Raw genomic sequence first — 25,127 nt, forward strand, 5'->3', positions numbered from 1 at the left:
GGCACGAACCGTCTACTTCTTACTGCGGGCCCCAGCCGCGAATACAGCGGAAGGGCCCATTGCAGAGCGCAACAAAGTTGTCATCGTTACGCACTCATCGCTGGGAACTCATCGGGTTTCCATCAGATTTCTGACCCGCTTTCAGGTTGGACGGTTGGTGTTGCAGCCACCGGGGCGGCGTCAACGTTCGGGCCTCGCGTGATCCAGTGTTCGACAGCGGCTGTTTCGGTTGCGCCCGGAAGGGCACGTCCGAATGCTCGCCGCTTGACCGCCAGAGCCAGGCACGATTCGCTGGGGTGCAGCCATGCACCCCGGCCAGACATCCGGCGTCGTTCATCCACCAGGACAGCGGTTGACCCGCTGCCTTCGGCGACGAGCCGGAGCAACTGTGACCGCGGGCCCTTCTTCCGGCATCCGATGCAGGTACGTTCAGGCTGACTTCCGGTGGAAAGCACTTCTGCCACGGTCATCGTCCTGACGTTCATTCTGCTGGCCGCAGGTTTACCGCCTCCGCAGTTACGGAAACGAGCACGCCCAAGGCACACGGCTACCGGCCGTTAGGCGCGGTCTTGTCTATTCTAGCCCCTTTGGGCCGTTCTGCCCGAAACCGGGTGGCTGCCGCGTTGCGCCAGCCACCCTTCCCGGGACTCTACTTGTCGCGGGCCGCCGCGGCGTCGGAGACGATGTCGATCCGCCAGCCGGTCAGCTTCGCCGCCAGGCGGGCGTTCTGGCCCTCCTTGCCGATCGCGAGGGACAGCTGGTAGTCGGGAACAACCACCCGGGCCGAACGCGTGGCCTCGTCCGTGATGGTGACGGAATTCACGCGCGACGGCGAAAGTGCACTGGCAATGAAGGTTGCCGGGTTCTCGCTGAAGTCGACGATGTCGATCTTTTCGTCGTTCAACTCGGTCATGACCGCGCGGACACGTGAACCCATCTCACCGATGCAGGCCCCCTTGGCGTTGATACCCGGGGTGTTGGCCTTGACGGCGATCTTGGTGCGGTGGCCGGCTTCGCGGGCCAGGGCAACAATTTCCACGGAGTGGTCGGCGATCTCGGGAACTTCCAGTTCGAAGAGCTTGCGGACCAGGCCGGGGTGGGACCGGGAAAGCGTGACGGACGGACCCTTGGTGCCGCGGTGCACGTCGATGACCAGGGCACGCAGCCGGTTCCCGTGGACGTACTTCTCACCGGGAACCTGCTCGGGCGGCGGCAGGAGGGCCTCGAGCGACCCGAGGTTGACCTGGATCATGTGCGGGTTGTTGCCCTGCTGGATGGTGCCGGAGACCAGCTCGCCCTCGCGGCCCTTGAATTCGCCCAGGACGTTATCGTCCTCAACATCGCGCAGGCGCTGCAGGATGATCTGGCGTGCGGTGCTGGCGGCGATCCGGCCGAACCCTTCCGGGGTGTGCTCGAATTCACCGATGGGCGCGCCGTCGTCGTCAATCTCCACGGCCCAGATGGTGACGTGGCCGCTCTTGCGGTCCAGCTCGGCGCGTGCTTTCTCGAAGGCGCCGGGGGACTTGTGGTAGGCCACCAGGAGCGCCTGCTCGATGGTGGGGATCAGGAGGTCCAGCGGGATTTCACGCTCACGCTCCAAAAGTCTCAGTGCGCTCATGTCAATATCCATCAGGCCTCCTCAGAAGGTCCATTGTGTTCAGGTTCCAGACCGTCCTCGGGGAGGTGGCTGAATTCGATCTCGACTTTTCCGTTGCGGATCCTGTCGAAAGGAAGTTTTACGGGTTCGCCCTGCCGGGGCTTCATGCCCTTCTTGACGGCAACCTCGGGGACCAGGGTCACTCCCCCGTCGTCCACGGACTGGATGCGTCCGGTGATGTTCTCGCCCTGGATGACGTTCACCTTGGCCATCCGGCCCCGGGCGCGGTACCAGTGCCGGGGTTCCGTCAGGGGGCGTCCGACGCCGGGTGAGGACACTTCGAGGTCGTAGGGACGGCCGTCGTCGTTGGGATCGTTGTCCAGCACATCCGAGAGCACCTTGGAGATGTCCGCGATGACGTCCAGGCTGACCCCGCCGCTTTCCTCCTGCGGCAGGTCCACCACGACGTGGACCACGCGGTGCGAGCCGGGGATAATGGCCACGTCCTCCAGGTACAGGCGGTTGGCCTGGACGGCGGGTTCCAGGAGGGCCCGCAGCCGGGCAGCTTCGGGGTTGTGGGCCGGCGCGGATCCGCTTCCCGTACCGGAATGGTCTGGTGAAGCCGTGGCTTCTGCATTGCTCACGATGCCGGCCGCCTCCCTATAGATGATGTGGTGTTTACTAGCGTAGCTATTTTACCGGCCCAGCGGTGCACCCGGGTGCCCCTTCACCGTGACACCATGGTCTGTTGTGAAAGACCGCCGCCAGGACAGCAGCCCGCGCATGCGCCCGTTCCGTTTTGCCGTCTTTGGCCTTGCCGTGCTGGTTGTCCTGAGCCTCGGTTTCGCCCTGAATCCCGCGAAAAAGCCGGCGCCTGCCCCGCCTTCGTTCTCCGAGCGCGCCCGGGCGGCGGCGTTCAGCGAGACGATGGACCTCCGCGCTGCCGGGATGGAGCTCGCCTCCGCCGGCGCGGCCGAATCCACCGCGGTGGAACCGGTTGTGACCTTGCTGACCATGCAGGCCAGGGCATTGTCCGGCCCCGCTTCGGATGCCGGCCCTGCGTCGGCGTCACCATCGCCAACCGGACGGCTTCCCGGTGCAGGTCTTCCGGGTGCTGGCCTTCAAACCCCCGCCGCGCTGGTCCAGGCGCTGGCCAACAGTGGCACCGCCCGCGTCAAGGACGCGGAGACGGCCGACGGTGGCATGGCGCGCCTCCTCGCAGGCACCGGCACCGCACAGCTCCTCGCGTCCGGACGACTTGCCGCCGCAACGGGGGTACCTGCACCGCAGGGACTGGCAGGAACCCAGGGAAAAGCTTCCGCGGTTGAAGCAACTGCTTCCCCTTGCCCGTCGCCTTCGGATCCGGCTGCCGCCCCGAAGACCACCGGGCCGGACGCTGCCGCAAGTGTGGGGCAGGCACTGGCCGCTGCCGTGACCGCGGAGCAACAGGCCGCCTACGGCTACCAGGCGGCACTCCCCCGCCTGGCGCCCGCGGAGGTGGGCCCGGCGTCGGAATTCCTGCTCCGCCACAAGGAACAGGCCGCAGCCGCGGAGGAACGCCTCCGGTCCGCCTGTGGTACGCCCCTGCCGCAGCAGCCGGGGTATGTCCTTGACGCCGGCTTCCTGGCGGCACCGGGGGCCGGTTTGGGCAAGCTCGAGGCGGCCACCCTGGCGGCCTACGGGGACGTCGTGGCGGTGTCCGTGGGCCAGGACAGGTTGTGGGCGCTGTCAGCGCTGCAGTCTGCTGCGGGCCGGGCCCTGCGGTGGGGAGCAGATCCAGGCCCCGTTCCCGGACTGCGCCTGGATATTGACCAACTGCCGCCCCTTCCTGCCGGCGCTGCCCTGCCTACTCGATCCGACGTACCGCAGTCACCCGCTGCGCCCTGAACCCTGGTAGTCGCCGGCCCTCCCCCGAACCCGGCCAGCGAGGAAGGCCGCCTCGAGGCTGGCACTGGGCAGGCGGGGATGGTTTGCTGAAGGGATGAACGCGGACGAACCGGCCGATGCTCCGGGAGCCAGTGCCGGCAGCAGGAAACTGAACAGCCATCTTGAAACCGAACCACACGGCAACGACATCGCGCACCGGCTGAACTGGCTCCGTGCCGGCGTCCTGGGCGCCAATGACGGCATCGTCTCCGTCGCCGCGATTGTGGTGGGCGTGGCCGGTGCCACTGCCGAGACCGGCCCTATCCTGGCGGCGGGTGCAGCCGGGCTCGTGGGCGGTGCGGTGTCCATGGCGTTGGGCGAATACGTATCGGTCAGCAGCCAAAGCGACAGCCAGCGGGCCCTGATCGAGAAGGAGCGGCGCGAACTCGAGGAAGAACCGGAAGAGGAACTGGCAGAACTCACGACGATCTACCAGGCCAAGGGCCTCAGCCCTGAAACAGCCGCCAAGGTTGCCCGGGAGCTGACGGACCACGATGTGCTGGCCGCGCACCTGTCCGCCGAACTAAATATCGATGAGGCGGACATCGTCAGCCCCTGGCACGCGGCTTTTGCCTCCGCCACCGCTTTCACCATCGGCGCCATCCTGCCCATGCTGGCCATCCTGCTTCCGCCGCCCGGGATCCGTGTTCCGCTGACCTTCGCTTCAGTCCTGGTGGCCCTGGCCCTGACGGGTGCCCTCGGTGCGTGGATCGGCGGCGGTTCGAAAGCCCGGGCGGCCGTGCGCGTGGTGGTTGGCGGTGCCCTGGCGCTCGCGGCAACGTTCCTGATCGGCAACCTGCTGGGCGCCTCCGGCGTTGTCTGACCCGATGCTTCCTGACTCGACAGTTCCGGACCCTGCGGCGCCTTGCCCCGGTATGAGTGGCCCCGGCATCAGTGGCTCCGCGAGGGCTCGTCCTGTGGCGGCCGTCCCCATCCCACAGGACCTTTCGGCCCGCTACGCCCGCAGCAGTGAAGGAAGGGCGTGGCTTGCCCGCCTCCCGGGCCTGCTGCAGGAGCGCCTGGAGCAGTGGCACCTCGAGGTGGACCTGGTGCCCGGGACCACGCCGTGGAACGGCCACGGCGGCCTGGTGGTGCCGGTGCGGCTGCAGGACGGGTTGGCGGCGGCCCTCAAAATCGCCTTTCCCCACGACGAGGCCAAGGTGGAGCGGCATGCCCTGGCCCTTTGGGATGGCCGCGGCGCTGTTGCGCTGCTGGCCTCGGATGCCGGGTCCTGCGCCATGCTCCTGGAACGCCTCGATGCCGGCCGGACCCTGGCGGACCTGGAAATGGACGACGCCGTGCAGGTGTGGGGCAGTTTGGTGCGGCAACTGGGGCTTGCCCCCGACCAGCGGCCCGAGTGGTGGGAATTCGGCCACATCGCGGCCCGGGCGGAACAGTGGAGCGATGATCTTCCGGCCGACTGGGAGCACTTGGGCCGACCGTTTCCCAGGTGGCTCCTGGAGGCGGCCCTGGAGGTCTGCCAGACGCGGGGTGCGGTGGGACGCCGGTCCGCACGGGACGTGCTGGTCCATACGGACCTGCATTTCCTGAACATCCTGGCCCGCCCCGGCAGGGCTGGCTTGGATGGCATGCGTGCGCCGGCTGCTTACGCTGCCATCGATCCACAGCCGATGATCGGCGAGGCCGAGTTCGCAGTTGCGCCGCTGCTCTGGAACCGCCTTGGGGAGCTGCCGGCGGTAAAGGCCGCTCCGGCACTGCTCAGGCGCTGCCACGACTTCAGCACAGCCGCCGGGATGGATCCTGACGTGGCCCGGCAATGGGGCATTGCCAGGGAGGTGGAGAACGCGCTGTGGTATGCCGGCCATGGCCACCCCGGCGACCTGGCGAGGTCCCTCTGGGTTGCCAGCACCCTCGCCGGCGACACCTTGGAAGGCCTGCCGCACCCCCATGCGCTGCCGGAACCCGGCCAGGGTTGATTGTCCAAGGGGGATGGTCCGGGCCGAACAGCGACAGGTCCCGAAGACCCTTAGGCGTTCCGCACGGCGGCGAGGGCTGACCGGACAGCGTCCACCGCCGTGGCCACCTCCCCGCCGGAGGTCTGCCAGTTGCTCACTGAAACCCGGAGGATATCGCGGTCCCGCCAACGCGACCCGGACATCCACACCTTTCCCTCGTCGATGACCCGGGCGGTGACCGCGCGGGTGGTGTCGTCGTCGCCGAAAGCCAGGCACACCTGGGTGTAGCCGACGTCGTTAAGCACCTCCACGCCGTCCAGGCCCGCCATGCCCTGGGCAATTGCGGTGGCGGCGGCGGCAAGTCCACCCACCTGCGCTGCCACCCCATCCCGGCCCAGACTTTTCAAGGCGGCCCAGACCGGCACTCCCCGCGCCCGGCGTGACAGTTCCGGGACCTTCTCGAAGGGGTCGCCCGGACCTTCAGCGTCGTGGACGAGGTAGCTCGCGTGCAGGCCCATCGCCGCGCGCAGGGCCGACGGGTCCCGGACGATGGCAATGCCGCAGTCGTAGGGCACATTCAGGGTTTTGTGCGCATCCGTGCCCCAGGAGTCCGCTTCCCCGCAGCCGTCCATGAGGTGCCGCAGTTCCGGCGCGGCGGCCGCCCACAGCCCGAAGGCACCGTCAACGTGCACCCAGGCACCATGTTTGCGCGCGACGGCGATGGCCTCGGTGAAGGGGTCGAAGGCACCGGAGTGCAGGTTCCCCGCCTGGAGGCATACCAGGGCGGGGCCGGTGCCGGCGGAAAGGGCAGCGTCCAGCGCGGCGGGCACCAGGCGGCCCTGCCCGTCGGCGTCGACCTGCGTCGGCTGTCCCAGGCCCAGGTAGCGCAGGCCAAGATCCACGGTGTCGTGCCGTTCGCGGCCCACGAAACAGCGGATCCGGGGCGCGCCGAAGAGGCCGTCCCGGTCCAGATCCCACCCTGCGTCGGCGAGCAGGCGCCAGCGGGCGGCGGCCATGCCGGTGAAATTTGCCATGGTGGCACCGGTGACGAATCCGACGTCGGCAGTGGACGGCAGGCCCAGCAACTCCAGCACCCATTGCCCCGCGGCTTCCTCGATGGCAGCGGTGGCCGGGGTGGCATACCGCAGACCGGCATTCTGGTCCCAGGCGCTGACCAGCCAGTCCGACGCCATGGCCGCCGGGAGGGTCCCGCCAATGACCCAGCCGAAGAACCGGCCGGAGGGCATGGCCATGAGTCCGGGTTCGGCAGCGCCGGCCAGGAAGTCGATCACCTCATGGGCAGGCATACCCGCGGCCGGCAGCGGGCCGCCGAAAACGGGAGCGAGCTCGGTGGCGTGCAGGCTGGGTCCCACATGGCGGTCCGGAAGACTGTCCAGCCAGGCCTGCGCGTGGGCTGCTGCGGCCGCCAGTGCGGCGGCATACCCGTCTTCGCCGTGTGCCATACCTGCATGCTACGCCGGGCCGGCGCCAGCCACGAGGAGCATTTTCCGGGGCGGATCAGGCGAAGTTTTCCTGCCAGATGTCGTAGCCGAGCTTGACGATCAGGGCTGCAACGACCACCAGGAAAACAATCCGGACGAACTTGCTCCCCTGTTGCACGGCCGTGCGGGCGCCAAGGTAGCCGCCTGCCATGTTGGCTGCCCCCAGCAGCAGGCCGATGCCCCACAGGATGGACCCGTGCGGCAGGAAGAACAGCAGGGCCCCGGCGTTGGTGGCCATGTTCACGATCTTTGCCTTGGCACTGGCCTCCAGGAACGCGTAACCCATGGCGGACACCAGGGCAATGACCAGGAAGGATCCTGTCCCCGGGCCGATGAGGCCGTCGTAGAAGCCGATCACGGCCCCGATGAGGCAGGCGACGACGTAATGCCTGTGGCCTTCATGGCGGAGCGCCGTCAGCTCACCAACGGTGGGCCTCAGCGCGGTGAAAAGCGCGACGGCGACGAGCGCCACCACGATGATGGGCTTGAAAACCCCGGCCGGCAGGGTGGCCGCCAGGCTGGCCCCGCCGAAACTTCCCGCCAGGGCTATCACCGCCATGGGCACGGCAGTCCGGAGGTCCGGCCCCACCCTCCGGTAGTAGGTGGCGGCACTGGTCGCGGTCCCGAAAATGGAACCCATCTTGTTGGTGGCCAGCGCCTGGACGGGTGCGATGCCCGGAACCAGGAGCAGAGCTGGAAGCTGGATAAGTCCGCCGCCGCCCACCACCGCGTCAACCCATCCGGCTGCGAATCCAGCCACCACGATCAGGATGATGGTGGTGAGCTGGATCGATTCGAAGCCCGATATCACTGGTTTCGTACGGCGTTGACCACGTAGTCCACGGCCTTATCGACCTCGATATTCTCGGCTTCACCGCTGCGGCGGTCCTTGATCTCCACCACACCGTCCACCAGGCCGCGTCCTACGGCCAGGATGGTGGGCACGCCCACCAGTTCCGCGTCGCCGAACTTCACGCCCGGCGACACCTTGGGGCGGTCGTCGTAGATGACGGACAAGCCGGCGTCCTCAAGCTCTGCCGAGAGCTTCTCCGCGGCCTGGAAGATCTCATCACCACGGCCTACGGCCACCACGTGCACGTCGGCCGGGGCCACCGTGCGGGGCCAGACCAGGCCGCGGTCATCATGGTTGGCCTCTGCCAGGGCGGCCACGGCGCGGGTCACGCCGACGCCGTAGGAGCCCATGGTGACCACCACCTGCTTGCCGTTCTGGTCCAGCACCTTGAGGTCCAGGGCCTCTGCGTACTTGCGGCCGAGCTGGAAGATGTGGCCCATCTCGATGCCGCGGGCGGTTTCCAGGGGACCTGACCCGTCCGGGGAGGGGTCGCCGGCGCGCACTTCGGTGCATTCGATGACGCCGTCCCACGCGAAGTCGCGGCCGGCCACCAGGCCGAAGACGTGCTTGCCGGCCTCGTTGGCGCCGGTGATCCATGCTGTTCCGCTGACCACGCGCGGGTCCACGAGGTACAGCAGCTTGGTGGCGCTGTCGGAGCCCAGGAGCGGCTGGTCCAGGGAAAGCCCGGGGCCCAGGTAGCCCTTGACGATCAGCGGCTGCTTCTTCAGGTCCTCCTCGCCGGCCTGCTCGAGTCCAATCTCGCCCGCGATGGGCAGGAAGGCACCAATGTTTGCCTCCACCCGCTTGAGGTCCACTGCACGGTCCCCGGGAACGCCGATGACTACCAGCTGCCGCTCACCGGTGGGCAGCGTGACGGCGAGGACCACGTTCTTGAGCGTGTCCGCGGCAGTCCAGGCGCCGCCGTCGGCCTCTGCCCGCGGGGCGATCTGGTTCGCGGCGGCAACCAGCGTCTCGATGGTGGGAGTGTCCGGGGTGTCCAGGACCTCTGCGGCCGGCGCATTGCTGAAGTCGATCTCGTCGGGGACCACCGTGGTGACGGCCTCGACGTTTGCTGCATAACCGCCCGCGGAGCGGACAAAGGTGTCCTCGCCGATCTCGGTGGGGAACAGGAATTCCTCGCTCCTGGACCCGCCCATGGCCCCCGCGGTGGCTGCAACGGGAACAACCTCAAGCCCCAGGCGTTCAAAGATCTTCAGGTAGGCGCCGCGGTGGGCTGCGTAGCTGGCGTCCAGGCCTGCGTCGTCGACGTCGAAGGAGTAGGAATCCTTCATGATGAATTCGCGGCCGCGGAGGAGCCCTGCCCGCGGGCGTGCCTCGTCACGGTACTTGTTCTGGATCTGGTACAGGCTCAGCGGAAGGTCCTTGTACGACGAGTACAGGTCCTTGACCAGGAGCGTGAACATCTCCTCATGCGTGGGTGCCAGCAGGTAGTCGGCACCCTTGCGGTCCTGGAGCCGGAACAGGCCTTCACCGTACTCGGTCCAGCGGTTGGTGGCCTCGTAGGGCTCACGGGGCAGCAGGGCCGGGAAGTGGACTTCCTGCGCACCGATGGCAGCCATTTCCTCCCGGATGATTTCCTCGACCTTGCGCAGCACGCTCAGCCCCAGTGGAAGCCAGGTATAGATGCCCGGGGCCGCGCGGCGGATGTAGCCGGCGCGGACCAGGAGCTTGTGGCTGGCAACCTCGGCATCGACGGGATCTTCGCGCAGCGTGCGCAGGAACAGCTGGGACAGTCGTAGGACCACGGGTGGTATCCGTTTCTGGGGAAGTGCTGGGTCAGCAGGGCCGGACAATTCGTCTGGGTACTAATCTACCGGCACACGGCCTGCGACATGGACTGGCGTCACGGGCAGCCGCCGCGGACCTTCTTCAGGCCGGACACAGTAGGGCCACGCCCGGGAATACAAAGCCCCTGGCCCCCCAATAGGGCTGGTCATCGTATCCGGGCGTGGCCCGACGCCGTTATCGCCTAAGTACTGGTGAGGACTGGTGAGACCGCCCACCCCACTTCCAGCGCAGCTAGATCGAACTTATGTGATCGTGAACACGTTTGACAAGTGTTTTTACTTTAAGACCCACCCACCGGATGGTTATTGGACCTGCGCGGCAGCGGAGTCCAGCAGCGCACCTGCCCGCCGGACGGCGTCGGCCCCGCTGTCACCGCCGGCTGCCACCGAGGTAATCAGCATGCCGTGGTGGACCACCTGCGCCCTGACTATGGACTGCGTGCTGCCGTCCGGCAACGCGGTATCGGTGCGGTAGGCGATGGCGCCGGGCAGCCCGCTGGCCCCCTCCACCGGCGTGATGGTGACTGCCACGGTGATGCCCGAGGCCGTCATGGTCATGGAGGAGCACTTCGCCAACTGCCCCGAGTCGGAAACCTGGGCAAGGGCGCTCTGGTCCAGTCCCGCCACCAGCGACAATGCCGCCATCGCGCCGGTAGCGGAGTCCGTGCTCATGCCGATCGCCATGGTTGCATCCTCCACCGAGGGCACCGTGCTTGCGGCAGCGAGTTCCTGGCATTCCGCCGGTTCGACGCTGATGGAGGAGATCATGGCCTTGGTTTCCTCCAGCGCCGCGGCGATGTCACCGCTGGGCAGGACGGAAAGCCTGCGGTCGGCATCGTCACGCACCTGTCCCACGATGGCAGCGAGTTCGCCACTGGTGTACGCCTTGGCCGTGGGAGTGGGGGTGGGAGTGGGCGTTGCTGTTGGCGCGGGGGCTGCCGTCGAAGTTTGGGCCGTAGCAAGCGGGACAGCCGAAGATTCCGCAGCGGGAGGCGCTCCCGACCCGCCGCAGGCAGAAACCGTTATGGCCAGCAGGGCCAAAGCCCCGAAAGTTCCCAGCACGGACGTCTTCAATTTTTCCCCCAATATTCAGCTGGCCGCGGCCTCTGCCCGGCTAGAAAAGAACTGTAGCGAACGTCCCCACCTGGCGGAAGCCAACACGTTCGTAGGTGGATCTGGCCCGGGTGTTGAAGCCGTTCACGTAGAGGCTGGTCACCGGGGCGATCTGCCGGGCCTTTTCCACCACAGCGGACATGTAGCCGGCGCTCAGCCCTTGGCCGCGGAAGATCGGGTTCATCCAGACACCCTGGACCTGGGTGACGTCGTCGGTGACTGCGCCGAGCTCAGCTTTGAACACCACTTCGCCGGCGTTGTTGAGGTGGACCAGGGAGTGCCCCTGCCTGATGAGGCCCTCCACCCGGCGGCTGTAGAACTCCCTGCCGCCCAGGTAGGGCGAATACCCCACTTCTTCCTCGAACATGGCGGCGCAGGCGGGAAGGATGCGGTCGAAGTCGGCGAGGTTCCCTGGCTCCAGGCCCCGGTTGGGCTGGACCAGGGGCGGTCCGTCAATGATCATTAGTGGCTGGTCGGCCCGGACCTCGTGCGCACGGTGCCCCAACTCCGCAAGTTCGGCGTTAAGTGCCAGCACAGCTGCGGCGGGGCCAAAGGCGGATGCATACCGGCGGCCGGAACTGTTTGCGGCCTCCGCCACCAGGGGGGCCAGGGCGGGATCGAGCTGGACCGGAACCAGGTTGGCTCCGGCCCAGCAGGCACCTGTCAGGATGCCGTCGTCAAAAACTCCGATGACACCCGCACCACCACTGGTGGGCGCTGCGGTCCCCGTGGCACGCAGGTGGGCCAGGATGAAGACGTTGGCTACCGGGTCCTGCCGGGCCAGCAATAACAGCGCGGGGGTATCCTGGGCGTCCAGTGTGCGGACAGAAAGCCCCGCCGGGTCTGGAGCGTCCCTACGAGACGCTAACCACGGGGCTACCCTTGACAGCATCTTCGCCATCGGCCTCCCCCATCTCTTCCGCGATACGCATAGCCTCTTCGATCAGTGTCTCAACAATTGCGCTCTCGGGAACAGTCTTGATGACCTCGCCCTTAACGAAGATCTGGCCCTTGCCGTTGCCTGATGCGACACCGAGGTCGGCCTCGCGGGCCTCGCCGGGTCCATTGACAACACAGCCCATAACCGCCACGCGGAGAGGGATCTCCATCCCTTCGAGCCCGGCGGTGACCTGCTCAGCCAGAGTGTACACGTCAACCTGGGCACGGCCGCAGGAAGGGCAGGACACGATTTCCAGCTTCCGGGGCCGCAGGTTCAGCGACTGGAGGATCTGGTTGCCTACCTTGATCTCCTCCACCGGCGGCGCGGAGAGGGACACCCGGATGGTGTCACCGATCCCGCGGGACAGGAGCGCACCGAAGGCGGTGGCGGACTTGATGGTGCCCTGGAACGCAGGCCCTGCCTCGGTGACGCCGAGGTGCAGCGGCCAGTCACCCTTTTCCGCGAGCATCTCGTAGGCCGCCACCATGATCACGGGGTCGTTGTGCTTCACCGAGATCTTGAAGTCGTGGAAGCCGTGCTCCTCGAAAAGCGAAGCTTCCCAGACGGCGGATTCAACCAGCGCTTCGGGCGTGGCCTTGCCGTACTTCTTGAGGATGCCCGGTTCAAGGGAGCCGGCGTTGACGCCGATGCGGATGGAGGTGCCGTGGTCCTTTGCGGCGGCGGCGATCTCCTTTACCTGGTCATCGAATTTGCGGATGTTTCCAGGGTTTACGCGCACGGCAGCGCAGCCGGCTTCGATGGCCGCGAAGACATACTTGGGCTGGAAGTGGATGTCCGCGATGACCGGGATCTGGGACTTCCGGGCGATGATGGGCAGCGCCTCCGCATCGTCAGCAGAGGGGCAGGCGACGCGGACAATGTCGCAGCCGGACGCCGTGAGTTCGGCGATTTGCTGCAGCGTGGCATTGATGTCCGTGGTGGGCGTGGTGGTCATGGACTGCACGCTGATGGGGAAATCAGATCCAACGCCAACCGAGCCGACTTTGATCTGGCGCGTCTTGCGGCGGGGGGCAAGGACGGGCGGTGGTGCTGACGGCATTCCCAGGCTGACCGAGGTCACGTGGACTCCTTGAGTTGAAAGGGTGAAAAGGCGGCTACGCGGCAAGCCCGGCCAGCATGCCGGTTACCGGAGACCATTCGGTGATGCGGGTTCCGGCAATCACGCCGGCTGCGGCGAACGGGTCCTGCTTGAGGATCGAGTTGAGGGCGGCTTCATCCGATGCAGCGAAGATCAACAGGGCACCCGCACCGTCGCCGTAGGGTCCGCTGGCCACGATGACGCCGTCCTGCGCCAGGCTGCCCGTCCACTCCCGGTGTGCGGGGCGGACCTCATTGCGGGTTTCGGTGGAGTTGGCGGCATAAACGTACTCAACGGCAAAAACTGTCATACCGCTACCCTATCGCCATGGCTGGCGTGGTACCGTACCCATGCTCCATGCAGGAAAAGCGCCGGCGCAAGGACGGAGCTTCAGCGCAGGAAGAGGACTTTCACCGCGGCAGCGGTTCCGGCAGCCCAGAGCATGGAGGTGAGGGTCCCGATGATGAAGCGCTCAGCGGCCACGGGCGTCTCCTTCAGCTCGGCGAACCTGCCCAGGCCCTTGATGGCGACAATGTAGGCAATAGCCACAGGCTGGCCGGTCAGGATGGCGAGGCACACCCCCAGCCGCTCCAGCACCCCGATGATGGCCCCACCGCGCAGGATGCGCTGGCTGGGCAGGGCGGGTCCGGCCCCCGGCCCGTCCGACGCCGGTACGGCGGGAGGGGCGCTCAGCTCACCGTCCACGGCCTGGCCGGCTGCGCCCCCGGAAGGATCGTCCACGGTGACGTCAGCTGAGGGGTCAAGTTCTGTCCGGCGGGCCTCCTCCGCAGCCTTGACAGCGTCCGCTTTGTCATCGATGGTCCGGGCCAGCTTGAACACCAGCGCGGTGACGGGCCAGCCGGCGAAGCCTGCCACCACCAGCGCCACTGCCACCCAAAGTGCGGTCACCTGTCTCCTTCATTGGGGTCGTCGTCAATCCGGCCATCCTGCTCCTTCAGGGGGCTGGACCTTTTCATGCCCGGCCATCCTTGAGCGCCCGGCCATCCTTGACTGCCTGGGCAACCTGGGTGTCGGCAAAACCAAGAAGCATGGAAGCGGCCGGCCTGGCTGCCCATTCTTCCTGCCAGGCGGCCCGAAGCACGGTGCGGCTCACCGACTGCTCCGAGATTCCAAGTTCACGGGCCACCTGCTTCTGGCTTCCGTGCCGGCCCGCCCCCTGCCCGCCCGTACCCAGGCGGCGCAGGGCATCGACAACCCGCCACTGGGCTTCCGTCCGGTCCTGGACAAGCCGGCCGAGCAACCGAAGAACCGCCTCCGCATTGGCGCACGCCTGCACCCCTTCCCCCGCAGGTCCGCCCGCAGGGATTCCCCCGCGGGTTTCCCCTGCCATGATGCCGGCCATCACTGACAGCGGCACCTGGGAGCCGGCGCCTTTGGCTATTTCCACCGCCTTGCGGGCGGCAACAAAAGCAGTTCCGGTCCCTTCGCGCGGACTGGCACCCGGTGGCAGGGACACGCTTCCGACGCCGATTCCCACGTACCAGCGGCCTTCGCGGAGGGCGTGCAGGGCGATCTCCACCACCGTGGAAGGGTCCCGCACCACCCCCTGCACTTCGTCGCCGACTGACCGGTCGAATACCGGGTGTCCGGATTGGGGAAGTTCGAGGCGCGAAACCTGCCCGAGCAACGCCGGAACCCGGTCCTGGTCGCCAGTGCTCCCGCGCTGGTCGATGGTCATGACGAACATTCATCAACCATAGGCGGTTGAGAGCAGATGATCAATCACATTTGGCTGATTTTCCGGAGTCAGCCGATATGGAATCCTTAGCCGAACAGATTGACCGGCTTCACGATGTCCGCATAGATCAGCAGCACGCTCATGCCCATCAACAGCGCTGCAACCACGTACGTGACGGGAAGCAGCTTTGCGATGTCGAAGGCGCCGGGATCCGGCCGGCCGCGCAGCTTTGCCACCCCGCGCCGAATTCCCTCGTAGAGGGCTCCGGCCACATGTCCGCCATCAAGGGGCAGAAGCGGGACAAGGTTGAACACTGCCAGCGCAAAGTTCAGTCCCGCCATCAGGCCAATGAGCGTAGCCACCCGGGACTGCAGCGGTACGGCTTCCATGGCCGCCACCTCGCCGGCAACCCTGCCCACGCCCACCACACTGATGGGGCCGTTGGGGTCCCGGGGCTCTTCGCTGAACGCAGCCTTGGCCACTCCCACCACACGTGCCGGGAGGTTGAAGATAACGCCGGCCACCTGGCGGATGTTCTCCCCCGCCATGGGCAGGACGGACGACGCCGGCTGGGGAACCAACGCCGTTTGCGCACCGATGCCCAGGAATCCGACGTCCTGGTACTGGAGATTGCCGGCAGCGTCGGTGGCCTGCCGCCCATCCGTTCCCATTACGGGCCGGGCCGACAGCACCGGGGTCACGGTGGTGGACACGGGATTGCCGTCCCGCTGCACCGTGATGGCCACTTCCCTGCCGGCGGAGGCACGGATCCACTCCGTCAGCTGCTCCCAGCTGGTGACGGGTTTGCCATCGAAGGAGGTGATGGCGTCGTTTGGCTTCAACCCGGCGGCGGCAGCGGGCGTCAGGCGGCAGTCCGCAGAGTCGGGATCAACCGTTTGACCTGCGGCCACCTGGCATTTGGACACGTCAGAAATGGTGGTGGTGGCTGTGGCAATACCGAAACCCATCAGCAGCACGGCGGTGAGCAGCACGCCAAGGATCATGTTCATGGCCGGGCCGCCCAGCATCACAATCACCTTCTTCCACACCGGCAGGCGGTAGAAGACCCGGTTTTCGTCGCCCGGCCCCACTTCCTCGTGGGCCACGGAACGGGCCTCGGTGGCAAGCGTCTGGAACATGCCGGTGCTGGAGGGGCGGACGGAACCGTCCTCCTTGTTGGGCGGGTACATGCCGATCATGGACACGTAGCCGCCCAGCGGCACGGCCTTCACGCCGTACTCGGTTTCACCCTTCCGGCGTGACCACAGCGTGGGCCCGAAGCCGATCATGTACTTGGTGACGCGGACTTTGAAGAGCTTGGCCGGGACCAGGTGCCCCACCTCATGGAGCGCGATGGACACGGCGATGCCGACGGCGACAAAGACGACGCCGAGGATGAAAAGTAGGACAGGGGTCATGGAGGTGGTGCTGCTTCCTAGAGACTGCTGACTGCTAAACGTTCGTGGGCGCGGGCGCGTGCCCATCTCTCAGCATCCAGTACTGATTCCACCGTCAGCCCTGAGGAACCTGAATGTTCGCTGAGCACACTGTCCACGGTATCGACAATGTCGGTGAACCGGATGCGGCCGGCGTGGAAGGCGTTGACGGCCTCCTCATTGGCCGCATTGAACACGGCAGGGAAGGTGCTCCCCTGCCGTGCGGCGTCCTTGGCAAGGCCGACGGCGGGAAAGGCTTCGGCGTCGAGCGGTTCGAAGGTCCAGGTGGCGGCCTGCGTCCAGTCGCAGGCGCTGGCGGCGCCGGGCACCCGGGCCGGCCAGCCAAGCCCCAAGGCGATGGGCAGCCGCATGTCAGGCGGCGAGGCCTGCGCGATGGTGGAGCCGTCAACGAACTGGACCATGGAGTGGACGATGGACTGGGGATGCACCACCACGTCGATGCGGTCCAGCGGGATATCGAACAACAGGTGCGCCTCGATGACCTCCAGGCCCTTGTTCACCAGAGTGGCGGAGTTGGTGGTGACCATGGGGCCCATGTCCCAGGTTGGGTGGGCCAGCGCCTGCTGCGGGGTGACGGCGTGCAGTTCCTCCCGGCTCATGCCCCGGAACGGACCGCCGGAAGCGGTGAGGATGAGCTTGTCCACCTCATCCCCGGTACCTGAGCGCAGGCACTGGGCTATTGCGGAGTGTTCCGAGTCCACCGGCACGATCTGCCCCTCATGCGCTGCGGCCTTGACCAGGCTGCCGCCCACGATCAGCGACTCCTTGTTGGCAAGGGCAAGGGTGGCTCCGGATTTGAGGGCCGCCAGCGTGGGTGCCAGGCCGATGGAACCGGTGATGCCGTTGAGCACCACATCCGCCTCCACGACGGCGATCCGCGCGGAGGCGTCAGGGCCGGCCACGATCTCCGGACGGTACCCTGGACGGCCTGCAGCTGCCGCGGCCTCGCGGATCAGCGCTTCCAGCCTGCCGGGGTCTCCACCGGCAATTCCCACCGCCGCCGCACCGGTGTGGACAGCCTGCCGGGCCAGGAGCTCCAGGTTGCCGCCGCCGGCACTGAGCGCCACCACCTCGAACAGGTGCGGGGCGGCGTCGACGACGTCAATCGCCTGGGTGCCGATGGAACCGGTGGATCCGAGGATGACGATTCTGCGTGGCTGCATTGGTTAAGTATCCCGCACCCTGCCCTGCGTGCTTACGCCCGTGGCCTGCTGCAATGCCCCGACCGGCCTTGACCGGGGCACGGCCGGGCGTAACGTGGATTGCGTGGACTGGCTCGCCTGGTTTGATGCGCCGGAGTACGAATTTGCCCGGCAGGTGCTGCAGCGTGGCGTCGCTGCACTGTATTTCGTTGCGTTCCTGTCCACGCTGAACCAGTTTCCCGCCCTGCTCGGCGAGCGCGGCCTCCTCCCGGTGCCCGATTTCCTGGCGGCATTCACCCGCCTGCGCCGGCCCACGTTGTTCCGCTGGCGGTATTCCGACGGGCTGCTTCGCGGGGTTTGTGCCGTCGGCCTGCTGGTGTCTGCGCTGCTCGTGGCCGGAATACCGCAAACGGGCCCGCCGTGGGTTCCACTCATCGCGTTCCTGGTCCTGTGGCTGCTGTACATGTCGATTGTGAACGTGGGCCAGACGTTCTACGGGTTTGGCTGGGAAATGCTGCTCCTGGAGGCGGGGTTCACCGTGGCGTTCCTGGGCTCCAACCAAACGGAGCCGCCGCGGACCATCCTGATCCTGGTCGTGTGGCTGGTGTTCCGGCTGGAATTCGGGGCTGGAATGATCAAGATCCGCGGTGGCCGGGAGTGGCGGGACCTGACGGCGCTGTACTATCACCATGAGACCCAGCCGATGCCAGGTCCCCTCAGCCGGCAGGCGCACCTCCTTCCCAAGCCGCTGCACCGCATCGAGGTGGTGGGCAACCACATCGCCCAGCTGGTGGTGCCGTTCCTGCTGTTCGCTCCGCAGCCCGTGGCCGGCGTGGGGGCGGGGGTGGTTATTGTTACCCAGTTATGGCTGGTGGCCAGCGGCAACTTTGCCTGGCTGAACTGGATGGCGATCGTGCTGGCGTTCGCGGCCGTCAGCGATCCTGTGGCGCACGCGGTGATACCGGCCCTCCCGGCGGACTGGGACGCGGCCGTGGGAGGCCGGCAGGAGACGCCGCTGTGGTGGCTGGCCATCACGCTGGCGGCATCCGTCCTGTTGCTGGTGCTGAGCTACTGGCCACTGCGCAACCTCTTCTCACGGCGCCAGCTGATGAACGCCAGTTTCAACCGGTGGCAGCTGGTGAACGCCTACGGCGCGTTCGGCACGGTGACCAAGCAGCGGGTCGAGGTGGTGGTGGAAGGCACGCTGGACGATGACCCGGATGACAGCTCCGACTGGCGCGAGTACGGCTTCAAGGGCAAGCCCGGTGATGTGCGCCGGATTCCCCGGCAGTATGCCCCCTACCATCTGCGGCTGGACTGGCTGATGTGGTTCCTGCCGCTGCGTACGGTGCACGAGGAATGGTTCTACGCGTTCCTTGCCAAGCTGCTCGCGGCGGACCGGCAGATGCTGCGGCTGCTCAGGCATGACCCGTTCGACGGCGCCGAGCCGCGCTGGGTGCGCGTACGCACCTTCTATTACCGCTTCGCCACCCGGAAGGAGTTCCGGGAGACAGGAAACCGTTGGGTACGGACGCTGCTCTACGAGCCCATCCCGCCCACGTCCTTGCGCCGCCCGCAGAGACGGCAACGGTAGCTGGGCCGTGCGCTATGCTTTCGCAGCGGCGCGGCGGACGATTTCCTGGGCGTGCTTGAGGATGGGCCCGTCGATCATCTTCCCCTGGTACTGGAACACTCCAGATCCGGCTGACGCTGCGGCCTCCAGGAGGGCAGCAGCCGCGGCCACCTCGTCTTCCGACGGTGCGTAGGCTGTGCGGACCACCGCCGCCTGGCTGGGATGGATGCAGGCTTTTGAGCTGAAGCCCGAGGCCACTGCGTCGGCGGCTTCGACCGCCAGTCCGTCGAGGTCGGGGATGTTGGTGTAGACGGCGTCCACCGCTTCCTTGCCGTAGGCGCGCGCTGCCAGCAGGACGGCGGAGCGGGCATGCAGGGCCACGGCCCGGTAGCCGCCGTCGTCCTTGCGGCTGGATGTACCTCCCAGGCTGGCCAGCAGGTCCTCGGCGCCCCACATCAGGCCCACCACGTTGGGAGCGGCGGCGATGGCCGGCGCATTGAGCACGCCCAGCGCCGTTTCGCAGAGCGCAATCACCTGGTAGCCCTCCAGCGCCTTGAGCTGTTCGGCCGATTCGGCCTTGGCCAGCATCACCGTGCGGTACGGGGTATGGGCCAGGCAGTGCAGGTCCTTTTCAAACTCCTCCGTACCAACGGGATTCACCCTGACGATGGTGCAGCTGGGCTCGAGCTCAGGTTCCACGCCGGTGGTTCCCAACTGGGCCAGGAGGGCACCCCGGGCGCGCTGCTTGTCCGCCGGCGCCACGGCGTCTTCAAGGTCCAGGATCACCGCGTCCGCCCGCGCGGCCGCTTTCTGGTAGCGCTCCGGCCGGTCGGCGGGGCAGAACAGCAGCGCGGGGCCCATTACAAAAGTCATACCGGCATTGTCTCCTGTCCGGCGTCCTGCGCCTTGCCGTGGGCGTCCCGCGTCCACATCAGGCAGCTTCGGGTGGCCCGGGCCACCACCGTTCCGTCCTGGTTGCGCCCGGTGTGCTCCATGGTCACGATGCCCTGGCCGGGCCGTGACGACGAGAGCCGCTTGGCTGTGATGGCTGTCTCCGTGTAGAGGGTGTCGCCGTGATACAGGGGGTGCGGGAACGTGACGTCCGTCAGGCCCAGCTGGGCGATGATGGTTCCCTGGGTGAGCTGGGTGACCGACTGGCCCACCATGGTGGCGAGAGTAAACATTGAGTTCACCAGCCGCTGGCCAAAGGGCTGCCCGGCGCTCCAGGCGGCGTCCAGGTGCAGCGCCTGGGTATTCATGGTGAGCGTGGTGAAGAGGACGTTGTCGGTTTCGGTCACGGTGCGTCCGGGCCGGTGGGCGTACAGCACGCCTTCCTCCAGCTCATCGAAGTAGAGCCCGCGCTGCTCGATGACCCTCCTGCCGCCGTCGTCCTCCTGCCGGGAATCCGGACCGTTTCCGTCAGTCATACGGTGAGTTCCCGGTCTTCCTCGAACAGGTCCGCGCCGGTGGCCGCCACCACGTCCTCGGCAGAGACATTGGGGGCCAGTTCCCGCAGCACCAGGCGCGAAGCGCCGTTGTCCTTCAAGACATCAATGACGGCGAGATCCGTGATGATGCGGTCCACACAGCCCTTGCCGGTCAGCGGGAGTGAGCATTGCTGGACGATCTTCGGGTTGCCGTTGCGGTCCACGTGCTCCATCATCACGATGACCCGCTTGGCACCGAACACCAGGTCCATGGCCCCGCCCATGCCTTTGACCATCTTGCCCGGGATCATCCAGTTGGCCAGGTCCCCGTTGGCGGCCACCTCCATGGCGCCCAGGACGGCGAGGTCCACGTGGCCGCCCCGGATCATCCCAAAGGATGTTGCCGAATCGAAGAACGCGGCGCCCCGGTTGACCGTCACGGTTTCCTTGCCGGCGTTGATCAGGTCCGGATCCACCGCGTCCTCAGCGGGGTAGGGGCCGACGCCGAGGATTCCGTTCTCGGAGTGCAGCACCACCTCCACTCCGTGCGGAATGTAGTTGGGGATCAGGGTGGGCATCCCGATCCCAAGGTTCACGTACTGGCCGTTGCGAAGCTCCCTGGCCACCCGTGCGGCGAGCTCGTTGCGGGTCCAGCCCTTGGCACCGGACCCGTCCGGTGCCGTCTCATGCTGTTGTCCTGCCGCCCGCCGGTATTCAGGGCGTACGCCTTCGGGCCGCGGTGCGAAGGGGCTGTTCGGGTCCATGGCTAAGCTCCTGCCTGCTGGTTGGTGCCGCGCTCCCGTGCCGGGGCCAGCGCCACTGTCCGCTTTTCGATCCGTTTCTCCCCGTGCGCGGCCAGGACCACCCGCTGGACGAAGATGCCGGGGGTGTGGATGTGTTCGGGGTCCAGCTCGCCGGGCTCCACGAGTTCCTCCACCTCTGCAATGGTGATCCTGCCGGCCATGGCGCACAGGGGGTTGAAGTTCATGGCGGTGGCGTGGAACACCAGGTTGCCGTGGCGGTCGCCTTTCCACGCGTGGACCAGCCCGAAGTCAGGGGTGAGGGATTCTTCCAGGACGTAGTCCACTCCCCCGAAGGACCGCACTTCCTTCGGTGCGGAGGCAACCGCAATGCCGCCGTTGGCGTCGTACTTTTGCGGCAGGCCGCCGTCGGACACCTGCGTGCCCACCCCCGCCTTGGTGTAGAAAGCCGGGATGCCCGCCCCGCCTGCCCGCAGCTTTTCGGCCAGCGTGCCCTGCGGCGTGAGCACCACTTCGAGCTCACCGGCCAGGTATTGGCGCGCGAATTCCTTGTTCTCGCCCACGTAGGAGCTGATGGTGCGGCGGATGCGCCCGTCCCGCAGCAGGATGCCCAAACCCCAGTCGTCAACGCCGCAGTTGTTGCTGACGGTTTCCAGGCCGGAGGTGCCGGCCCGGTGCAGGGCGTCGATCAGGGCAACGGGAATTCCACAGAGGCCGAATCCGCCCACCGCAAGCGAGGCGCCGTCCGGGATGTCTGCAACCGCTTGGTCAGCGCTGGCAACAACCTTGTCAATCATCAGTGATCCTCTCAGGCCGGCTACAGTCCCAGTTTCTAAAGACCCAGTTCGCGGGCGATCAGCATCAGCTGGACCTCCGTGGTGCCCTCCCCCACTTCAAGGATCTTGGAGTCGCGGTAGTGGCGTGCCACGGTGAACTCGTTGATGAAGCCATAGCCGCCGAATACCTGGGTGGCATCCCGCGCGTTGTCCATGGCCGCCTCGCCTGCGACCATCTTAGCGATGGCCGCCTGGGTCTTGAACGGCTTGCCGGCAAGCATCCGGAACGCTGCGTCGTAGTACGCCAGGCGGGCGGTGTGGGCGCGTGCTTCCATGCGGGCGATCTTGAAGGAAATGGCCTGGTACTTGCCGATTTCCTGGCCGAATGCCCTGCGCTCGCTGGCGTATTTGACGGAGAGATCCACGCAGCCCTGGGCGGCGCCGGTGGCCAGCGCGGCGATGGCGATGCGGCCCTCATCGAGGATGGACAGGAAGTTGGCATAGCCGCGGCCTTCGGCGCCCAGCAGGTTCGCTTCCGGCACCCGGACGTCCTTCAACGTGAGGGGGTGGGTGTCCGAAGCGTTCCAGCCCACCTTGTTGTACGGCTTTTCCGCCTTGAAGCCCGGCGTGTCGGTGGGCACCAGGATGGTGGAGATCTCCTTTTGCACGCTGCCATCCGCGCGCTCCTTTTGCCCGGTGACGGCGGTGACCGTGACCAGCCGGGTGATGTCCGTTCCGGAGTTGGTGATGAACTCCTTGTTGCCGTTGATGACCCAGTTCCCGTCCTCACGCCGGGCGTGGGTCTTGGTCCCGCCGGCATCCGAACCGGCCTCGGGCTCGGTGAGGCCAAAGCCGGCGAGTGCCTGGCCGGACGCCAGCATGGGCAGCCACTCCTGCTTCTGCTCCTCAGTCCCGAAGCGGTAGACGGGCATGGCGCCGAGGGACACGCCGGCTTCCAGGGTGATGGCTACGGACTGGTCCACCCGGCCCAACTGCTCCAAGGCGAGGGCCAGGGCGAAGTAGTCCCCGCCCATGCCGCCGTATTCCTCCGGGAATGGCAGCCCGAAGAGGCCCATCTCCGCCATCTGCTTCACCACTTCGTAGGGGAAGCTGTGCTCTTCGTCGTGCTTGGCCGATACCGGGGCGACGACTTCGTCGGCGAATTCCCGGACGGTGTTGCTGAGGTCCTGGTATTCCTCGCTGAGTTCAAAACCGGACATGTCAGGCTCCTTCGCCTTGGTCTGCAGCTGTGTCTGATGCTGTGTCTGATGCTGTGTCTGATGGTGTTTCTGATGGTGTTTCTGATGGTGTTTCTGTACCGGGTATTTTTGTGTCGGCGGCAGCGGGATGGATGGTGGCCAGCACCTGGTCGGCCTTCACCAGGTCGCCCGTACGGGCCGTCAGGTGCACGGTCCCTGCCAGCGGAGCCACCAGGTGGTGCTCCATCTTCATGGCCTCCACGGACACCAGGACCTCCCCTGCCTGGACCGTGTCCCCGTCGGCCACCGGGACGGCCACGACGGTTCCGGGCATCGGCGAGCGCACCTCCGGGTCGGCTGCCCCTTCCTGCCGCTGGATGGCTGCCAGCACGCGTTCCAGCCGCGCCTCCCGGGTCAGGACATCGAGGCGGCAGGACCAGCCGTCGCTGCCGAGGTAGAGCTGTGTGGGGCCGGCGGGCACAGGGTTGTCCCAGGTTGGGGCGGCGGCTCCGGAATACACCGGTGCCAGCCGGTAGGCGTGGCGCCCGCCGTCCAGGTTGAGTTCGATGCTTTTCCGGCCGGACCACTGCAGCGAGGCTGCCTGCCGCGGACCGCCGTCGACGGCGACCACGGCTTTGTCCCCCGCGTTGGCACTGCCACTGACCTGCACGGTCACCACGCCGCCGTCGGACGTTCCCAGGCTGACCCGGCGCGGCGCCGGCGCGCCGAGGCGCCAGCCAGTCCTGCCCTGCCAAGGCCCGTGCACCGGGGCAGGATTGTTCTGCGCCTCCAGGGACAGAGCGTACAGCGCGGCGGCCACCAGTTCGGGGTTGTCGATGCGCCGGAAATCCAGCCCGGGCAGCTTCCGCTCAATCAACCCGGTGTCCAGGTGCCCTGCCTGGACGTCGGGGTCGTTGACCAGGAGCCGCAGGTACTCAACGTTGGTCTCGATGCCCAACGCCGTGTAGCCGGACAAAGCCTGGTCCAGCGTGGACAGCGCCGCAGCGCGGTCCCCGGCCCAGGCGATCACCTTGGAAACCATGGGATCGTAGTGGGCGGACAGCTCCAGGCCTTCCACCAGGGAGGAGTCCACCCGGACCCGGCCCTGGGCTGTCCCGGTTTCGCTGCGTGCGGGGGCGCTGGGCCGCTGCGCCGGTCCGGGCAGCTCATCGAGCACCAGCACGGTCCCGGTGGACGGGAGGAAGTTCTTCTCGGGCACCTCGGCGTAGACCCTGGCCTCCACGGCGTGGCCGGTCAGCTCCACGTCAGCCTGCCGGACGGTCAGCTCCGCACCCGCGGCGATCCGAACCTGCCATTCCACCAGGTCGACGCCCGTGACCATCTCGGTGACCGGGTGTTCCACCTGCAGCCTCGTGTTCATCTCCATGAAGAAGAACTCGTCCGGCGCGTCATCGGAGACCAGGAACTCAACGGTCCCCGCACCCACGTACTTCACGCTGCGGGCCGCGTTGCAGGCGGCCTCACCGATCCGGGCGCGCACGTCGGGCCCGTTAGGAAGGCTCTCCAGCAGGGGTGACGGGGCTTCCTCGATGACTTTCTGGTGCCGGCGCTGCAGGGAGCATTCGCGCTCGCCGAGGTGGATGACGTTGCCGTGGGCGTCCGCCAGCACCTGGACCTCGATGTGCCGCGGGGTGGTCACCAGGCGCTCCAGGAACAGGGTGTCGTCACCGAACGCGGCGGCGGCCACGCGGCGCGCCGTGGCCAGGGCGGCGGGCAGGTCGGCCGCTTTGTCGACGGCGTGCATCCCCTTGCCGCCGCCGCCCGCGGACGGCTTGATGAGCAAAGGAAAGCCGACGGCGGCAGCGGCCTCGATCAGTTCGCTGTCCGTCATGCCGGGCTTGGCGATGCCGGGGACGACGGGCACGCCGTACCCTGACACGTGGTTCTTGGCGCGGATCTTGTCACCCATGACGTTCAGCGCTTCAACGCCAGGGCCGATGAACGTGATGCCGGCTTTCTCCAGGGCCCGGGCGAAGTCCACGTTCTCGCTCAGGAAACCGTAGCCGGGGTGGACCGCTTCGGCCCCGGAATGCCGGCATGCCTCCACGATGGCGTCGGCGTTCAGGTAGCTTTCGGTTGCCGCGGCGGGGCCGATCCGAACGGAACTGTCGGCTTCGCGCACGTGCCGGGCGCCGGCGTCTGCGTCGCTGTAGACGGCCACCGAACGGATGCCCAGGTGCCGCAGCGTGCGGATGACCCGGCAGGCGATTTCGCCGCGGTTGGCCACCAGTACGGTGCTGAAGACGGGCCTGCCGTCCACCGCCGCGGCGGCAGCCGTGCTGGTGGTGGCTGCGTTGGTTTGCATAGTCATTCCTGGC

Annotated in this window: 24 protein-coding genes; 4 read left to right on the forward strand and 20 right to left on the reverse strand. The window is 67.1% G+C overall.

The window, feature by feature from the left end; translation table 11 throughout:
- Positions 1-122: 122 nt before the first annotated feature.
- The 3 genes from ASG86_RS19445 to rimP all read right to left on the reverse strand — a co-directional run bounded on the left by ASG86_RS19445 (position 123) and on the right by rimP (position 2,241).
- Positions 123-485: a YlxR family protein gene (locus tag ASG86_RS19445; RefSeq protein WP_307091012.1), complete on the reverse strand. Its 363-nt coding sequence runs from the start codon at positions 483-485 to the stop codon at positions 123-125.
- 164 nt (positions 486-649) lie between these two features.
- The gene (gene nusA / locus ASG86_RS19450; protein ID WP_056338426.1) at positions 650-1,630 is read right to left on the reverse strand and encodes a transcription termination factor NusA; all 981 of its coding nucleotides are present in this window, start codon (positions 1,628-1,630) and stop codon (positions 650-652) included.
- Positions 1,630-2,241 carry a ribosome maturation factor RimP gene (rimP, locus tag ASG86_RS19455; protein WP_056338429.1) on the reverse strand — a complete coding sequence of 204 codons (612 nt, stop codon included), beginning with the start codon at positions 2,239-2,241 and terminating at the stop codon, positions 1,630-1,632. The genes nusA and rimP overlap by 1 nt, the downstream gene beginning before the upstream one ends.
- A 106-nt stretch (positions 2,242-2,347) precedes the next feature.
- Here rimP and ASG86_RS19460 point away from each other — a divergent pair, with 106 nt between their 5' ends.
- The 3 genes from ASG86_RS19460 (at position 2,348) to ASG86_RS19470 (ending at position 5,460) form a co-directional block, all read left to right on the forward strand.
- Positions 2,348-3,484: a DUF4439 domain-containing protein gene (locus tag ASG86_RS19460; RefSeq protein WP_235565241.1), complete on the forward strand. Its 1,137-nt coding sequence runs from the start codon at positions 2,348-2,350 to the stop codon at positions 3,482-3,484.
- Positions 3,485-3,578: 94 nt separating this feature from the next.
- Positions 3,579-4,346 carry a VIT1/CCC1 transporter family protein gene (locus tag ASG86_RS19465; RefSeq protein ID WP_056338435.1) on the forward strand — a complete coding sequence of 256 codons (768 nt, stop codon included), beginning with the start codon at positions 3,579-3,581 and terminating at the stop codon, positions 4,344-4,346.
- Between the two features lie 52 nt (positions 4,347-4,398).
- Positions 4,399-5,460 (forward strand): aminoglycoside phosphotransferase family protein, encoded by a 1,062-nt coding sequence (locus ASG86_RS19470; protein WP_056338438.1) that lies wholly within the window; start codon positions 4,399-4,401, stop codon positions 5,458-5,460.
- A 50-nt stretch (positions 5,461-5,510) separates the two neighbouring features.
- Here ASG86_RS19470 and ASG86_RS19475 read toward each other — a convergent pair whose 3' ends face one another.
- From ASG86_RS19475 to dxr, 11 genes are all read right to left on the reverse strand, one after another.
- The gene (locus ASG86_RS19475) at positions 5,511-6,902 is read right to left on the reverse strand and encodes a pyridoxal phosphate-dependent decarboxylase family protein (RefSeq protein ID WP_056338441.1); all 1,392 of its coding nucleotides are present in this window, start codon (positions 6,900-6,902) and stop codon (positions 5,511-5,513) included.
- A gap of 55 nt (positions 6,903-6,957) precedes the next feature.
- Positions 6,958-7,752: a sulfite exporter TauE/SafE family protein gene (locus ASG86_RS19480; RefSeq protein WP_056338446.1), complete on the reverse strand. Its 795-nt coding sequence runs from the start codon at positions 7,750-7,752 to the stop codon at positions 6,958-6,960.
- Positions 7,749-9,560, reverse strand: a complete 1,812-nt coding sequence (locus ASG86_RS19485; protein ID WP_056338449.1) for a proline--tRNA ligase — start codon at positions 9,558-9,560, stop codon at positions 7,749-7,751. Before ASG86_RS19485 ends, ASG86_RS19480 begins: the two co-directional genes overlap by 4 nt.
- 345 nt (positions 9,561-9,905) lie before the next feature.
- Entirely contained in the window at positions 9,906-10,664 is a 759-nt protein-coding gene (locus ASG86_RS19490) for a hypothetical protein (protein ID WP_235565242.1), read from the reverse strand.
- Between the two features lie 52 nt (positions 10,665-10,716).
- Positions 10,717-11,607 carry a GNAT family N-acetyltransferase gene (locus tag ASG86_RS19495; protein ID WP_056338457.1) on the reverse strand — a complete coding sequence of 297 codons (891 nt, stop codon included), beginning with the start codon at positions 11,605-11,607 and terminating at the stop codon, positions 10,717-10,719.
- Positions 11,570-12,736 (reverse strand): flavodoxin-dependent (E)-4-hydroxy-3-methylbut-2-enyl-diphosphate synthase, encoded by a 1,167-nt coding sequence (ispG, locus tag ASG86_RS19500; protein WP_018771945.1) that lies wholly within the window; start codon positions 12,734-12,736, stop codon positions 11,570-11,572. The genes ASG86_RS19495 and ispG overlap by 38 nt, the downstream gene beginning before the upstream one ends.
- Before the next feature lie 34 nt (positions 12,737-12,770).
- Complete coding sequence (locus ASG86_RS19505) at positions 12,771-13,064, reverse strand: YciI family protein (protein ID WP_056338460.1); 294 nt, start codon at positions 13,062-13,064, stop codon at positions 12,771-12,773.
- Positions 13,065-13,144: 80 nt separating this feature from the next.
- The gene (locus ASG86_RS19510; protein ID WP_056338462.1) at positions 13,145-13,663 is read right to left on the reverse strand and encodes a hypothetical protein; all 519 of its coding nucleotides are present in this window, start codon (positions 13,661-13,663) and stop codon (positions 13,145-13,147) included.
- A 64-nt stretch (positions 13,664-13,727) separates the two neighbouring features.
- The gene (locus tag ASG86_RS19515; RefSeq protein ID WP_056338465.1) at positions 13,728-14,462 is read right to left on the reverse strand and encodes a hypothetical protein; all 735 of its coding nucleotides are present in this window, start codon (positions 14,460-14,462) and stop codon (positions 13,728-13,730) included.
- 77 nt (positions 14,463-14,539) lie between these two features.
- Positions 14,540-15,871: a M50 family metallopeptidase gene (locus ASG86_RS19520; RefSeq protein ID WP_056338469.1), complete on the reverse strand. Its 1,332-nt coding sequence runs from the start codon at positions 15,869-15,871 to the stop codon at positions 14,540-14,542.
- Positions 15,872-15,888: 17 nt separating this feature from the next.
- Positions 15,889-17,073: a 1-deoxy-D-xylulose-5-phosphate reductoisomerase gene (dxr, locus tag ASG86_RS19525; protein ID WP_056338472.1), complete on the reverse strand. Its 1,185-nt coding sequence runs from the start codon at positions 17,071-17,073 to the stop codon at positions 15,889-15,891.
- 103 nt (positions 17,074-17,176) lie between these two features.
- Here dxr and ASG86_RS19530 point away from each other — a divergent pair, with 103 nt between their 5' ends.
- On the forward strand, positions 17,177-18,646 hold the full coding sequence (locus ASG86_RS19530) for a lipase maturation factor family protein (protein ID WP_056338475.1): 1,470 nt from the start codon (positions 17,177-17,179) through the stop codon (positions 18,644-18,646).
- A 12-nt stretch (positions 18,647-18,658) separates the two neighbouring features.
- Here ASG86_RS19530 and ASG86_RS19535 read toward each other — a convergent pair whose 3' ends face one another.
- Genes ASG86_RS19535 through ASG86_RS19560 form a run of 6 tightly spaced genes read right to left on the reverse strand, consistent with a single transcriptional unit; the run spans position 18,659 to position 25,114 of the window.
- Complete coding sequence (locus ASG86_RS19535) at positions 18,659-19,498, reverse strand: HpcH/HpaI aldolase/citrate lyase family protein (RefSeq protein ID WP_056338478.1); 840 nt, start codon at positions 19,496-19,498, stop codon at positions 18,659-18,661.
- Positions 19,495-20,052, reverse strand: coding sequence for a MaoC family dehydratase (locus ASG86_RS19540; RefSeq protein WP_056338481.1), 558 nt, complete (start codon positions 20,050-20,052; stop codon positions 19,495-19,497). Before ASG86_RS19540 ends, ASG86_RS19535 begins: the two co-directional genes overlap by 4 nt.
- On the reverse strand, positions 20,049-20,816 hold the full coding sequence (locus ASG86_RS19545; RefSeq protein ID WP_056338484.1) for a CoA transferase subunit B: 768 nt from the start codon (positions 20,814-20,816) through the stop codon (positions 20,049-20,051). Before ASG86_RS19545 ends, ASG86_RS19540 begins: the two co-directional genes overlap by 4 nt.
- 2 nt (positions 20,817-20,818) lie before the next feature.
- A complete protein-coding gene (locus ASG86_RS19550; RefSeq protein WP_056338487.1) occupies positions 20,819-21,610 on the reverse strand; it encodes a CoA transferase subunit A in 792 nt (263 codons plus the stop codon).
- A gap of 35 nt (positions 21,611-21,645) precedes the next feature.
- Complete coding sequence (locus tag ASG86_RS19555) at positions 21,646-22,809, reverse strand: acyl-CoA dehydrogenase family protein (RefSeq protein ID WP_056338490.1); 1,164 nt, start codon at positions 22,807-22,809, stop codon at positions 21,646-21,648.
- 1 nt (position 22,810) lies between these two features.
- Positions 22,811-25,114 (reverse strand): acetyl/propionyl/methylcrotonyl-CoA carboxylase subunit alpha, encoded by a 2,304-nt coding sequence (locus ASG86_RS19560; RefSeq protein WP_235565243.1) that lies wholly within the window; start codon positions 25,112-25,114, stop codon positions 22,811-22,813.
- Positions 25,115-25,127: the final 13 nt, after the last annotated feature.

The sequence above is a fragment of the Arthrobacter sp. Soil764 genome, from assembly GCF_001428075.1.
Taxonomy (GTDB): domain Bacteria; phylum Actinomycetota; class Actinomycetes; order Actinomycetales; family Micrococcaceae; genus Arthrobacter.

Bases quoted from the DNA above. Each gene is read 5' to 3' on its own strand.
- ASG86_RS19495 (WP_056338457.1), bottom strand. From the start codon at position 11,607: ATGCTGTCAAGGGTAGCCCCGTGGTTAGCGTCTCGTAGGGACGCTCCA.
- nusA (WP_056338426.1), bottom strand. From the start codon at position 1,630: ATGGATATTGACATGAGCGCACTGAGACTTTTGGAGCGTGAGCGTGAA.
- dxr (WP_056338472.1), bottom strand. From the start codon at position 17,073: ATGCAGCCACGCAGAATCGTCATCCTCGGATCCACCGGTTCCATCGGC.
- ASG86_RS19560 (WP_235565243.1), bottom strand. From the start codon at position 25,114: ATGCAAACCAACGCAGCCACCACCAGCACGGCTGCCGCCGCGGCGGTG.
- ASG86_RS19520 (WP_056338469.1), bottom strand. From the start codon at position 15,871: ATGACCCCTGTCCTACTTTTCATCCTCGGCGTCGTCTTTGTCGCCGTC.
- ASG86_RS19515 (WP_056338465.1), bottom strand. From the start codon at position 14,462: ATGTTCGTCATGACCATCGACCAGCGCGGGAGCACTGGCGACCAGGAC.
- ASG86_RS19535 (WP_056338478.1), bottom strand. From the start codon at position 19,498: ATGACTTTTGTAATGGGCCCCGCGCTGCTGTTCTGCCCCGCCGACCGG.
- ASG86_RS19540 (WP_056338481.1), bottom strand. From the start codon at position 20,052: ATGACTGACGGAAACGGTCCGGATTCCCGGCAGGAGGACGACGGCGGC.
- ASG86_RS19475 (WP_056338441.1), bottom strand. From the start codon at position 6,902: ATGGCACACGGCGAAGACGGGTATGCCGCCGCACTGGCGGCCGCAGCA.
- ASG86_RS19545 (WP_056338484.1), bottom strand. From the start codon at position 20,816: ATGGACCCGAACAGCCCCTTCGCACCGCGGCCCGAAGGCGTACGCCCT.
- ASG86_RS19445 (WP_307091012.1), bottom strand. From the start codon at position 485: ATGAACGTCAGGACGATGACCGTGGCAGAAGTGCTTTCCACCGGAAGT.
- ASG86_RS19505 (WP_056338460.1), bottom strand. From the start codon at position 13,064: ATGACAGTTTTTGCCGTTGAGTACGTTTATGCCGCCAACTCCACCGAA.
- ASG86_RS19470 (WP_056338438.1), top strand. From the start codon at position 4,399: ATGAGTGGCCCCGGCATCAGTGGCTCCGCGAGGGCTCGTCCTGTGGCG.
- ASG86_RS19550 (WP_056338487.1), bottom strand. From the start codon at position 21,610: ATGATTGACAAGGTTGTTGCCAGCGCTGACCAAGCGGTTGCAGACATC.
- ASG86_RS19555 (WP_056338490.1), bottom strand. From the start codon at position 22,809: ATGTCCGGTTTTGAACTCAGCGAGGAATACCAGGACCTCAGCAACACC.
- ASG86_RS19465 (WP_056338435.1), top strand. From the start codon at position 3,579: ATGAACGCGGACGAACCGGCCGATGCTCCGGGAGCCAGTGCCGGCAGC.